General features: G+C 70.4%; 9 protein-coding genes. 8 read left to right on the top strand and 1 reads right to left on the bottom strand.

All coding sequences use genetic code 11. The annotated features are described in order from the left end of the window. Positions 1–93: 93 nt before the first annotated feature. The 4 genes from AC27IY_RS34480 to AC27IY_RS34465 all read left to right on the top strand — a co-directional run bounded on the left by AC27IY_RS34480 (position 94) and on the right by AC27IY_RS34465 (position 4341). Complete coding sequence (locus AC27IY_RS34480) at positions 94–864, top strand: IclR family transcriptional regulator (RefSeq protein WP_487180536.1); 771 nt, start codon at positions 94–96, stop codon at positions 862–864. A gap of 136 nt (positions 865–1000) precedes the next feature. Next, positions 1001–1141 (top strand): hypothetical protein, encoded by a 141-nt coding sequence (locus AC27IY_RS34475; protein WP_487180535.1) that lies wholly within the window; start codon positions 1001–1003, stop codon positions 1139–1141. Then, positions 1142–2176 (top strand): zinc-dependent alcohol dehydrogenase, encoded by a 1035-nt coding sequence (locus AC27IY_RS34470; RefSeq protein ID WP_487180534.1) that lies wholly within the window; start codon positions 1142–1144, stop codon positions 2174–2176. It abuts the gene before it with no gap. 755 nt (positions 2177–2931) lie between these two features. Further along, positions 2932–4341, top strand: coding sequence for an alpha/beta hydrolase domain-containing protein (locus AC27IY_RS34465; protein WP_487180533.1), 1410 nt, complete (start codon positions 2932–2934; stop codon positions 4339–4341). A 56-nt stretch (positions 4342–4397) separates the two neighbouring features. Here AC27IY_RS34465 and AC27IY_RS34460 read toward each other — a convergent pair whose 3' ends face one another. Then, positions 4398–8009, bottom strand: a complete 3612-nt coding sequence (locus AC27IY_RS34460; RefSeq protein WP_487180531.1) for a LamG-like jellyroll fold domain-containing protein — start codon at positions 8007–8009, stop codon at positions 4398–4400. Positions 8010–8362: 353 nt separating this feature from the next. Between AC27IY_RS34460 and AC27IY_RS34455 the strand changes: the two genes are divergently transcribed. From AC27IY_RS34455 to AC27IY_RS34440, 4 genes are all read left to right on the top strand, one after another. After that, positions 8363–9391: a LacI family DNA-binding transcriptional regulator gene (locus AC27IY_RS34455; RefSeq protein ID WP_344207490.1), complete on the top strand. Its 1029-nt coding sequence runs from the start codon at positions 8363–8365 to the stop codon at positions 9389–9391. Between the two features lie 66 nt (positions 9392–9457). Next, positions 9458–10726 carry a sugar ABC transporter substrate-binding protein gene (locus AC27IY_RS34450; RefSeq protein ID WP_344207489.1) on the top strand — a complete coding sequence of 423 codons (1269 nt, stop codon included), beginning with the start codon at positions 9458–9460 and terminating at the stop codon, positions 10724–10726. Positions 10727–10730: 4 nt separating this feature from the next. Next, entirely contained in the window at positions 10731–11669 is a 939-nt protein-coding gene (locus AC27IY_RS34445; RefSeq protein WP_344207488.1) for a carbohydrate ABC transporter permease, read from the top strand. Next, on the top strand, positions 11666–12472 hold the full coding sequence (locus tag AC27IY_RS34440) for a carbohydrate ABC transporter permease (RefSeq protein WP_364447610.1): 807 nt from the start codon (positions 11666–11668) through the stop codon (positions 12470–12472). Before AC27IY_RS34445 ends, AC27IY_RS34440 begins: the two co-directional genes overlap by 4 nt. Positions 12473–12480: the final 8 nt, after the last annotated feature.

Genomic DNA, 12480 nt, shown 5'->3' with positions numbered 1-12480 from the left:
GCCGTTTGTGAGGCTAGTGGAACTCCGCAACGGCGGGAAGTCCATCCTAGGAGAAACTTCAACTCTTCGGAATGATGGTCTACTATCCGGAAAATGAGCGACACGGAAGACGAGCACAAACTCGTGGGCTCCGACCGCGTCCTCGCGGTGCTGGCCGAACTGGCCCGGCACCCCGACGGGATCGGGCTGGAGGAGATGGCGCGCTCCGTGGCAAGCCCCAAAGCGACCGTGCATCGAGCGCTGGCGGCGCTTCGCCGCGCCGGTTTCGCCACCCAGCACGGCCACGGCCGCTACCTGCTGGGAGAGGAGTTCCTGCGGGTGGCCTTCGCCCACCACGAGGCACGGCCCGATCACGTCCGGGTCACCCCGATCCTGCGGGCGCTCTGCGAGCGCCACGGCGAAACGGTGCACTACGCGGTGCTGGACGGCCCCTCGGTCGTCTACCGCTCCAAGCTCGACCCGCCGTCCGGAGCCATCCGGCTGACCTCCGTGGTCGGAGGCCGCAATCCGGCGCACTGCACCGGGGTGGGCAAGGCGCTGCTGGCCCATGCCCTGCCCGACCTGGACGCCGTCCGCGCCTGGGTGGGCGACCGTGAGCTGGAACGCCCGACGGAGCGCTCCATCGCCACGGCGGAGCAACTGCACGCCGAACTGGTACGCGTTCGCGAGCAGGGCTACGCCGTCGACGATCAGGAGAACGAGCCGGGGGTCCACTGCGTCGCGGTCGCCGCGTTCCTCACCTCTCCCAGCGTGCCGAGCGGCGCGGTCAGCGTCACCGGCCTGGCCTACCGCACCCCGCTGCGGACACTCATCGACGACCTGCCCGGCATCCGCGCGATCGTCAACGGAGCGGACCCCTCGTGAAGGTCACCCCGGACGACCGTCACGCCAGGAGGTCCTCGTCACCGCCCCTTCCACCCACCCAGGATCTGGCCCGGCCAAGCCCTCTCGACGGTCGCCTGCTCACCGCGAATTCTCACTGATCTACGGAGAACCCCCCTTGCACATGATGCCCATGGGCGCGCCCGGCGCCGAGAAGCCGGTCGTCCGCGTGGACGACACCCCCTCCATCGACGTCCCCGACCTCACCCGCGACCTCGGCGAGCGCACGCAGCGTCAGCACGTCGCCGGAGCCCGGTAGATGCGCGCCCTCGTGCTGACCGGCCCCGGCAAGGCCGAGGTCCAGGACGTTCCCGCGCCGGTCGCCGCCGCCGGACAGGTCATCGTGGACGTGGAACGGGTCGGCGTGTGCGGCACGGACGTCGAACTGTTCACCGGGGAGATGAGCTACCTGCACACAGGTGCCTCCTCCTACCCGCTCCGGCCAGGTCACGAGTGGGCCGGCGTCGTCTCCTCCACCGGCGAGGGCGTGGACGCGGCCTGGATCGGGCGGCGGGTGACCGGCGACACGATGATCGGCTGCGGCCGGTGCCGCCGCTGCCTGAGCGGCCGGCATCACGTGTGCCCCGACCGGCACGAGCTCGGCATCCGCGACGGGCTGCCCGGAGCGCTGGCCGAACAGCTCGCCGTCCCGGTCACGTCCCTGCACGCCCTGCCGGACACGATGGACGCCACCCTCGGCGCCCTCGTCGAACCCGGCGGGAACGCGCTGCGCAGCGTCAACGCCGCCGCACCGGCCCCCGGCGAGCGGCTGCTGATCCTCGGCACCGGCGCCATCGGGATGCTGGCCGCCCTCTTCGCCCGCGCCGCCGGAGCCCGGGTACACCTCATGGGCCACGACCCCGCACAATTGCACCTGGCCGTCACCTTCGGCTTCGACGGAGTCTGGACCCGTGACACGCTGCCGGCCCTGCCGTGGGACGCGGTCATCGACGCCTCCAACTCCCCGGCACTGCCCGCCCTCGCCCTGGACCTGGTCGAACCGGCCGGACGCGTCGTCTACATCGGACTGGCCGGAACGCCCAGCACGGTCGACACCCGCGACATCGTCCTGAAAGACGTCACTGCGGTCGGCATCCTCGGCGCGTCCGCGGGCCTGCCAGGCGCCATCGCCGCGTACGCGGACGGCTCGGTCGATCCGCGCCCGCTGGTCGCAGCGACGATCGCCCTAGAGGAGGTGGCCGCCGTGCTGGGCGGACACCTCCCGGACCGCGTGGGGCCAGGTCCGAAGTTCCTGGTGGCTCCGCGACGGGAGCGGCCGGACGTGACGCCGTAGCAGGCTCCGGCCGGAGCCTGCTGCCTGGGCGGGGGAGCGGACCGGATCCCGCCACCCACCGCCGCTCGGTACGCGTGCGCGGGATGATCTTCGGCGGTCGCCTCCGCCGAGAGCACGCAGTGCAGCTCAGGGAACCCCGGGTGCGCCATGTTCCCCAATGCCCGGGCGCTTTGACCGGGCAGAGACGAGCGCTCCAGTGGCAGCCGCGTCTGCTGGGGGGCGGCCCAGGGGAGTCTCTCTACTTGACATAAGAGCCGTTATCGAGCACGCCGATAGAAGCTGCAACCGGTCGAATGGGACGACGTGCCAGAGAAGAATTGGAGGGACAACTTCACGGCATCAAGGGCGGCTCGCACGATGGTGGGACGGCCGGCGCGGAATGGAAAACCCGTTCATGAGTCGCCGAAAGGTGGCACGAGCCGCGAAGCGGGCCAGGGATGATGAGACCACTCTCGCAAGGGAAAGTGCAAAGCTAGTCATATCAGACAGAAGGCGAATTCTGTCTGGTGTGAGATCAATCTTGTCATACCTCCAAATGCCCGGCGCGCCGGCCAACTGCGCCTCATGACCTGGGCACGCGAGCCGCACGCGGGCACAATCGACGGCCGGGTCTGCACCTCCAGTTCGAGGCGGCAGGCCACGAGCAACGCTTCGGCACCCCGCTGTGACTGGTGATTTCCCCGATGCCCGGGGGCGGCCTCCAGTGGAAACTGGCGTCTGTTCCCCGCCGCCGCCCTCCAAGGAGGAGATCCAGCATGTTCGAGCGATTTCGCCACGGCCTCTCGCGGGCCGTGGCCATCTTGGGGGCGGTGGTCGTCCTGCTGCCCGCCGCCCCGGCGCGGGCGGACGCGGCGGCGGCCGGCGTCGCCGAGATCCCGGCCGGCGCGGGCCAGGGCAGGATCGTCGGGGCCACCGTGGCCGACCTCGCCGCCCGCGGGTACGAGGAGCGCGAGTTCCTGATGAGCGGCAGCGCCGACACCTTCCTGAAGACCGGCACCTGGTACACCAACGGCCAGTGGGGTGCCCGCCGCAGCGGCGCCGTCCAGGCGTACACCACCCGGCTGCTGGTCGAGCGGCCGGCCGACCCGGCCAGGTTCAACGGCACCGTGGTCGTGGAGTGGCTGAACGTCAGCTTCGGGGTGGACATCGGTGTGGAGTGGTCGCAGTCGCACGAGCTGTTCACCCGCGCCGGGTACGCCTACGTCGGCGTCACCGCGCAGAAGGTCGGCGCCGACAAGCTCAGGAGTCTCGACCCCGTCCGCTACGGGCAGGTCTCGCTGGCGTCGGACGCGTTGTCGTACTCGATCTTCGCGCAGGCCGCCGAGGCGGTGCGGGCGCACGGGCAGACGCTGCTGGGGACGGGCGCGCCGGTGAAGGTCCTGGCCGCGGGCCATTCGCAGTCCGCCGGACGCCTGGCCACCTTCGCGAACGCGATCCAGCCGATCATCCCCGCCTATGACGGGTTCCTCATCCACGGGCGGGGCGCGGGCGCCGCGCCCATCGGGGACGGGGTCATCGCCCTGCCTCTCACCGCCCGGATCCGCGCCGACACCGCCGTCCCCGTCTTCCAGGTGGAGTCCGAGACCGACGTCAGGGCGTTCGCCGACGCCCGTCAGCCCGACGGGGCCCGTGTCCGGACGTGGGAGGTCGCCGGGACCGCGCATGCCGACGCGTACGGGCTGGTCCAGTACAACGCCCAGAACGCGCGCGACCGCGCCATCAACGACGGGCGTCCCATCTCCTGTGACCGGCCGGTCAACGCCATGACCTGGCGGTACGCGTCCAACTCCGCCTACCACCACCTCGACCGGTGGGTGCGCGGGCTGGGCGCGCCGCCCGCGGGGCCGCAGATCAGCCTGCTGCCGGGCACCATCCGGCGCGACGGTGACGGCAACGCGTTGGGCGGTGTGCGGCTGCCCGACCTGGACGCGCCGCTGGCCGTCTACGGGCCGTCCAACAGCGGCGGCGAGATCGCGGGCGCGTGCCTGCTGCTCGGCTCCACCACTCCGTTGAGCGGTGCCCGGTTGCTCCAGCTCTATCCCACGCGGCAGGACTACGTCACCGCCTTCACCCGGGCCGCCGACCGGGCCCTCGCCGCCGGTCACCTCCTGCCCGCCGATCACGCCGAGGCCGTCGCGCGGGCCGGCGCCACTCCGATCCCCTGACCCTCTGCTCCCTGGACCCGCCCGTGCCTGGTCGCAGGCACGGGCGGGTGCGTGGGTCAGCGGTTGTAGCGCGCCACCGTGATCCTGTCGATCACCGGTGCGTACTGGGAGCGCAGGAGCACTCCGGGGAACGTCTGCGACGCGTACGTCGTGCCGTCGAAGTTCGGCAGCTCCTGGCTGGAGAACCGGACCGTGTTGTCTCCCTTCTTCAGGGTCACCGGCACGGTGAGCTCCCAGAAGTTGTTCTCGTGGAAGGTGTGGGGGAACAGGACGCGCTGCGGGGCGGCGCCGTTCACGGTGATGTCGGCGTGCCGGGCCAGCGGGTCGGGGTTGTAGTGCGTGGCGGGTGACTGCTCGGGGTTGGAGTAGCGCACGCGCATGGCGTACGTGCCGGGGGTGTCGGCCCGGACGGTGAAGGTCAGGGTGTTGGCGTTGCCCGGGGGGCCGCCGATTCCGGTGACGGCGGACTTGCCGCCGGCCAGGGTGAGGGGCTTGGCGGTGGCCGTGCCGGCGAGCTGGGCCGACTCCGCCTCGTAGACGGTGGCCGGGAGCGCGTCGGGGGCGGGGCGGACGTCCAGGCGGTCGATGATCGTGGTGGCCGAGCGGCCGGTGACGGTGACCTTGTTGACGCCGCCGGACAGTGACACGGTCGCGGTGGAGTCGCCGCGCCGGGCGTCGTCCAGCACCTCCAGGCCGTTGACGGTCATTTTCGCCTTGCCGGATCCGAACAGTTTGAGGTCGAGGACGGCCGCGGTGTCCTCGGCGGAGTAGACCCAGAAGGTCACCGACTGGCCTTTGGCGGCCGTCGCGGCGCCGGAGCCGGAGATTCCGGCGCCCTTGACGTCGTAGGCGGCTCGTGCTCCGCGGAGTTCGGCCAGTTCGGCCTCGTAGCGTGAGGTGGCCGCGGCCGGGTTCGGCAGTGACAGGTGGATGCGGTCGACGATCGCGTCGCCCTTGGTGGTCTTGGAGCCGTCGAGGCTGCGCGCGGCCAGGGAGATGACGTGGGTGCCCGCCGTCAGTTGCACGGCGGTGTCGGCGTGGTCCCACACGACCCACTTGTAGCCGAGGGGCAGGTGGAGCTCCTGCTCCGCTCCCCCGTCCACGCGGACGAAGACGTTGGTCGGTCCCTGTTCGCGTACCAGGTCGTAGGTGTTGAGGGAGTTGGCGAAGACGCTCAGGTCGTAGCGGCCGGTCTGCGGCACTTCGACGGTGAAGTCGAGGACGCCGTCGGAGCCGGTGCGCAGGCCGCCGACGTCGTAGCGGCCGGAGGTGTAGAACTTCGACACGTCCGACGGTGAGCCTTCGGGTCCGTTGCGGGTGTAGCCGCTGCCGGTGTACTTGGCGTCCTCGGCCTCGTACGACCGCTCCCACAGGTGCGGTGCCGAGGCTGTCTCGGTGCCGGTCCCGGCGGGGGTCAGGACGATCTCGTACGCCGACGACTCCTCCAGCGCGGGCAGGTCGATGGCGACGGCTCCGTTCTCGACGGTGATGTCACGTTCGGCGACGTGCTCGGGCTGCGGGGAGTCGCCGATCTGCCCGGTCCACGGGATCTCCCTGATCCAGGCGTGGACCTTGCGGCCGAGGACGTTCGAGGGGACGTTCTCGAAGCGGATGTGGCCGGGGCCGCTCGCGCCGCCGAAGATGGTGCGGGCCTGCTTCTTGGCGGGGTCGAGCGTGGCGAGGCCCTGGAGGCTGTAGTTCTTGCCGGGGTAGGGCGGCGTGACCTGGACGGTGTGGCCGCTCATCTGGCCGTAGGCGTGCAGCAGCCACCATTGGCCGTTGCCCCGGTTGGCCTGGACGGCGGAGTCGGACAGGTTGCCGTCGATGTTCCAGTAGGCGATGTCGGCGTCCACCTTGGACTCCTCGATGGCCGACACCCACTGGATCATCTGGCCGGGCACGGAGGTGTGGTAGTTGAAGGCGTACTCGTTGATGTTGATGGGGAGTTTCTTGCCGGCGTAGGGGGTGCCGGCGAAGACCTCGGCCTCCATCTCGCGGTAGCGCTTGACGCTGGTGCGCACCTGCTCGGGGTGGCTGAGCTCGTGCCAGGTCATCACCTCGGGGACCGTGCCGGCCTCGACGGTGTGCTGGAGGTAGCCCTTGACCTGGGAGTACAGCACGCTGGTGTTGGGTCCGGCGATGCGGGCGTCGGGCATCTTGCCCTTGATGAGCGCGTGGACCTCGTCCCATGCCTTGAAGTAGTGCCGGGGGTCGGTGAGCCAGCTCACCCGGTTGTAGCTCCACTCCCCCGTGCCGAACATGTTGCCTTCGGGCTCGTTGAACGGGACGAACACGATGTTGTCGCGATATTTCGGGTCGAGCTGCAGGACCTGGTCCACCTGCTTGGCGATCTTCTGCTTGAACAGGTCGAGCTTCTCCTCCGGCGTGCTGCCCGGCCACTGGTACGGGAAGCCGCGGTGGATGTCGGTCATGTAGATGTACACGTCGCCGTCGGTGCTGTCGGCCAGCGGCTTGACCACCTCCAGGGCGTCCGCGCCCGGATGCTGCGGGCCGTCCTGGGCCTTGGTCGAGACCGTGCGCAGCTTCATGCCCTCGATGAGGTTGTTCGTCGGCACGCCGGGCCCGTACAGGCCGTAGAGCGTGCCGGACGCGCCGCCGTGGAAGGCGCCGGTGTCCTTGGCCAGGTCGATGACGAGCTGGCCTTCGCGGATCACCGTGACCTGGGCGGTGACGGGCCGGCCGCCGGCCGTGCCCGTGACGGTGAAGGTCCCGGCGGTGGCGTACTTGGCCGGGTCCACGGCCGGCCAGGTGATGGGCAGGTCGCGGTCGTAGCCGTCGGAGAAGGCGGCCCGGACGGCGGGCGGCAGGGCGGGCGCGGCGCCGATGGAGGTCCGCACGTCGAAGGCGTTCTGGCTGAGGCCGGTGGGCGTCGGCGGGGTGCCGCCCGCCACCTCGGCCACCTGCTCGGCCGTGAGCGCCGCGCCGTAGACGCGGAAGTCGTCGATCGCGCCGTCGAACAGCGGGTCGGCGTAGAACGAGCGCCCGATGAACCCGGCGGACGTGGTCGAGGCGTCGATCAGCTGCTTGGCGGTGATGGTCGTGGGGGCGGAGGCGACGGCGGCCCCGTCGAGGTAGGTCGTGATCCGCCCGGCGGCCGTGTCGAGGGTGACGGTGAGCGTCTTCCAGGCGTTCGCGGGAAGCGGGGCGTAGCCGGTGACCTGCGCCTCCGCGCCGCCGCCCGACGTGGTGAGCGCCGTGCGCAGCTTCCCGTCGCCGTTGTACGGGGTGCTGAACAGGTAGCGGGTGTTGTCCTTGCCCAGCGCGTAGATCCACTGCCAGGGGGACGTGGTGCCGTCCCACTTGACCCGCGCGGAGACGGTCAGGTCGGTCCTGTCCTTGATCGCGGCCAGCGGCAGCTTGACGTAGGCGCCGCCGGAGGTCGGGGCGCCGCCGGGCAGGCTCAGCGCGTGCCCGCCCGCCGCGCCGTCCACGAGTGTCGCGGTGGCCGCGTTGACCAGCTCGCCGTGCAGGCCGTTGCCGGAGGAGTCGGTGATGGAGGCGGTGGTGACGTCGTCGGTGTCGAAGTCGTAGACGAGCACGGGGGCCGGAGCGGCGGCGGCGGCCGCGATCCCCGTGGTCAGCGAGAGGGTGAGTGCCGCCGGGAGGAGTCCTGCGCACAAGGCCCTGGTGATGCTCGGGAATGCCATTGCGATGTCCCTGAGATGTGAGCGCTAACAAGGCGGTGGGAGCAGAGCGCGACGCAACCGAGGGTTTCGCGTAGGTTACGTAGCTCCGTCGCGCCCGTCAATGGGGTGATCCTCTGGCGTTTCCGACATGTCACGATTCGGTATCGCCGGTTGTGGGCGGTCTTGACGGCCCGCCCGCACGGGAGCGACAGTCGAGCCACATCGTTGAACCGGTTCGCTCGCTCCGGTGATCGCAGGATGGCGTCGGTGTGACGTGAGCCTGCCCATCTCCAGGAAGAAGGCGACTTCGGGACGATGATGCATGGGAGCAGTGCAACGCAATCGTCGAACCGGTTCAACACCAGGAGGTGAGAGTGGCGACGATCGGAGACGTGGCCCGGGAGGCCGGGGTGAGCCGCAGCACGGCGTCGTACGCGCTGTCGGGCAAGCGGCCCATCTCGGAGGAGGTGCGCCGGCGCGTGCTGGCCGCCGCCGAGGCGCTCGCGTACACGCCGAACGCCGGCGCCCGCGCGCTCGCCACCGCCCAGACCAAGGTCCTCGGTCTGCTCGCCCAGTTCCACGAAGACGAGTTCGCGCCCGCGATGTTGCAGTACATCCTGGGCGTCACGAACACCGCCCGCGACCTGGGCTACGACACGCTGCTGGTCACCGAGGCCGACGGGGTGCGGGCGCTGCGGCGCATCACCGACTCCCGGATGGTCGACGGCGTCGTGCTCATGAACATCGCCCAGGACGACGCCAGGCTGCCCATCCTGCGCGCCGCGCCGCAGCCGGGCGCGCTGGTCGGGCTGCCCGGCGACTGCTCGGGGCTCGACGTGTTCGACCTGGACTTCGAGGAGGCCGGGCGGGTGATGGTGGACCACCTCCACCGGCTCGGCCACCGCGAGCTCATCCTGATCTCCCATCCGGAGCACGTGGTCGAGCGCGGCGGCGCGTACGTGTGGCGCCTGCGCGACGCCGCGCTCGACCGCGCCCGTCAGCTCGGCGTCACCCTGCACGCCGTGTACGGCGAGTCCCGGCAACCCGCCGTGGGACGCCTGCTCAACGGCCTGCTCGACGCCTACCCGGCGGCGACCGGCCTGCTGATCAACAACGAGGCGGCCGCGGCGGCGCTGCCGTCGGTCACCTACCAGCGGGGGCAGCGGGTGCCCGAGGACCTGTCGGTCATCGGCCGTTACTCCGCCGACTTCGCCGCGACCTTCTCCCTGCCCTATTCGTTCATCGAGAGCGCGCCCGACCGCCTCGGCTCCATGGCCGTGCGGCAGCTCGTGCGCCGCGTGGAGTCCACGGCGGCCAGGAAAGAGCCGTTCGTGGTGCGCTTCATCTCGCCCGAACTGGCCGATCGGGGCAGCACCGCTCCCCCGAGGCCGCACTCCCGCTAGCACCGGCCCCCTACCCCCCACACGTACAGCACGCTCGCAATGGGAGCGTTAACATTGGAGGAATCGATGAACCGTCCGTCGATGTCCACGAGGGCGGCGGTCTTCGGAACCGCCGTCCTGGCCCTGGCCGCCTGCGCCTCCACGCCGCCGCAGAGCGGCGCCTCCTCCTCCGCCGGCGCCGGCGCCACGAGCGGCGCGTACACCTGGTGGGACCCGTACCCGCAGCACGACGCGAACTCCGCCTGGGCCAAGCGGGTCGACACCTGCGCCGGGCAGGCGGGCGTCACCATCCAGCGCACCGCCTACGACACGACCGCCCTCACCAACCAGGCGCTCCTGGCCGGTCAGGAAGGCAACGCGCCCGACGTCATCCTCCTGGACAACCCGGCCGTCTCGACGCTGGCCGACGCCGGGATGCTCACCGCGATGGCCGACTTCGGCCTCGACACCTCCAGGTTCGACAAGAACCTCATCGCCGCCGGCGAGCTGGACGGCAAGACGTACGGCATCCCCATCGGCGCGAACACCCTCGCCCTCTACTACAACAAGAAGATCCTGGACGAGGCGGGCGTCGACCCGGCCTCGATCAAGGACTGGGCCTCGTTCGGCGAAGCGCTGAAGAAGGTCAAGGCGGCGGGCAAGAAGCCGATCACCTTCGCGGGCATCGGCACGGAGGAGGGCTCCTTCCAGTTCCTGCCGTGGTTCTGGGGCGCCGGCGCGCAGCTCACCCAGCTCGACTCGCCCCAGGCCGTCGAGGCGCTGACGTTGTGGACCTCGTGGGTCAAGGACGGCATCGCCCCCAACTCGGTCATCAGCAACTCGCAGAACACCACCTGGGAGGAGTTCCTGACCGGCGAGTTCGCCTTCGCCGAGAACGGCACCTGGCAGATCAACAGCGCCGCGAAGGCGGACTTCCCGACCGGCGTCGTGCAGATCCCCGGCAAGGACGGCGGCGCCGCCCCCACGCCCACGGGCGGCGAGTTCATCACCGTCCCCGTGCAGAAGGACACCGCCAGGTACGCCGTCACCAAGAAGATCCTCGAATGCATGACGACGCCCGAGGGCCTGGTGGAGACCGGGACCACGTTCGCGTACTACATCCCCTCGACGGCCGCCGGCCAGGAGGCCATCCTCGCCAAGGAGGCCTCGCTCAAGCCGTGGGTGGAGGCCGTGCGCAGCGCCAAGGGCCGGACCAGTGACAACCTCGGCACCGACTACCCGAAGATCTCCGAGGCGCTGTGGACCGGGGTGCAGAAGGCGCTGAGCGGCTCGGCGAGCCCCGCCGACGCGCTCAAGGAGGCGCAGGCCCAGGCGAAGCAGGCCACCGGCAACTGATCCCATGACGTCACTTCGCACCGGGACGGTCGCGGCGGGGGGAGCCGTGCGGGCAGCCCCCTCGCGCGGGCGGGCGCGGCGGTGGACGGCCGCCGCCTTCCTCGCCCCGCTCGTCGTCTACCTGCTCCTGTTCTACGCCTATCCGCTCTACCGCAACATCGAGCTGAGCGTGCACGACTACACGCCGCGCGCCTTCATCCAGGGGAACCCGGAGTTCACCGGCCTGGAGAACTATCTCCGGATCCTCTCCGACGACGCGTTCCTGAGCGCGCTCGGCAACACGGCGCTGTTCACGCTGGGCTCCATCGCCGTCCAGTACGCCATCGGGCTGGCGCTCGCGGTCTTCTTCCACCGCAACTTCCGCCTCTCGGCGGCGCTGCGCGCGATGTTCCTCGTGCCGTGGCTGCTGCCGCTGATCGTGTCGGCGTCCACCTGGTCGTGGATGCTCAACAGCGAGAACGGCATCGTCAACGCGGCGCTGCGGGCCTTCGGCATCGGGCAGATCAACTGGCTGACCTCCCCGGACACCTCGCTGCTCGCGGTGACCATCGCCAACATCTGGCTCGGCGTCCCGTTCAACCTGGTGATCCTGTACGCCGGGCTGCAGAACATCCCCGCCGACCTGTACGAGGCGGCCGGCCTGGACGGGGCCGGGGCGTGGCAGCGGTTCCGCCGCATCACGTTCCCGCTGCTGCGGCCGGTGTCGATGATCACGCTGCTGCTCGGGCTGATCTACACGCTCAAGGTCGTGGACATCATCTGGATCATGACGAGGGGCGGCCCCGCGGACGCCTCCACGACGCTGGCCATCTGGTCGTACCGCGAGGCGTTCGGCACCGGCCAGCCCGACTTCTCCCCGGCGGCGGCCGTCGGCAACCTGCTCATCCTCATCGCCTTCGCCGCCGGGCTCGCCCACGTGCGCCTGCAGAAGGAGACGGCATGAGAGCGTGGAGAACCGTCGTGGGCGTCGTCCTGGTGGGCGTGATGCTCTTTCCCGTCTACTGGATGTTCAACGTCTCGCTCACCAAGACCAGCGACATGCGGGCCGACCCGCCCCACTGGTTCCCGTGGGACCCCACGTTCGAGGGGTACGCCGCCGCGTTCTCCCAGCAGCTGCCCGCCCTGGCCACCAGCCTGTTCATCGGCCTCGGCACGGTCGCGCTCACGCTCGCGGTGTCCCTGCCCGCCGGGTTCGCCCTGGCCAAGCTGCGCCCGCGCGGCGGGCGGACGATCGACTTCCTGCTGCTGGTCGCGCAGATGATCCCCGGCGTCGTCATGGCCATGGGCTTCTACGCGATCTACATCAGGCTGGGGCTGCTCAACACCGTTCCCGGCCTGATCGTGGCGGACTCGACGCTGGCCGTGCCGTTCGCGGTGCTGCTGTTCAGGGCGTTCATGGCGGGCATCCCCGCCGAGGTCATGGCGGCGGCGCAGATCGACGGGGCGAGCACCTGGCGGACGTTCGTGTCGATCGTGCTGCCGCTCAGCCGCAACTCCGTGATCACCGTGTCGCTGTTCGCCTTCCTGTGGGCGTGGTCGGACTTCATCTTCGCCTCGACGCTCAACCGCAACAGCGACGTCATCCCGATCACGCTCGGCATCTTCCGCTACATCGGCAACAACACCACGCAATGGAACTCGATCATGGCGACCGCCGTGATCGCGTCGCTTCCCGCGGCCTTCCTGCTCGTCCTCGCGCAGCGCTACATCGCCGCCGGGGTCACCGCGGGCGCCGTGAAGGACTGAAAGAAAGG

The sequence above is a fragment of the Nonomuraea sp. B208 genome, from assembly GCF_057536035.1.
Note: the sequence above shows the minus strand (reverse complement) of the source record. Positions and strands in the feature narration are given on the sequence as shown.

Coding starts and splice junctions, on each gene's coding strand:
- AC27IY_RS34480 (WP_487180536.1), top strand. CDS start 94: ATGAGCGACACGGAAGACGAGCACAAACTCGTGGGCTCCGACCGCGTC.
- AC27IY_RS34470 (WP_487180534.1), top strand. CDS start 1,142: ATGCGCGCCCTCGTGCTGACCGGCCCCGGCAAGGCCGAGGTCCAGGAC.
- AC27IY_RS34465 (WP_487180533.1), top strand. CDS start 2,932: ATGTTCGAGCGATTTCGCCACGGCCTCTCGCGGGCCGTGGCCATCTTG.
- AC27IY_RS34460 (WP_487180531.1), bottom strand. CDS start 8,009: ATGGCATTCCCGAGCATCACCAGGGCCTTGTGCGCAGGACTCCTCCCG.
- AC27IY_RS34450 (WP_344207489.1), top strand. CDS start 9,458: ATGAACCGTCCGTCGATGTCCACGAGGGCGGCGGTCTTCGGAACCGCC.
- AC27IY_RS34445 (WP_344207488.1), top strand. CDS start 10,731: ATGACGTCACTTCGCACCGGGACGGTCGCGGCGGGGGGAGCCGTGCGG.
- AC27IY_RS34440 (WP_364447610.1), top strand. CDS start 11,666: ATGAGAGCGTGGAGAACCGTCGTGGGCGTCGTCCTGGTGGGCGTGATG.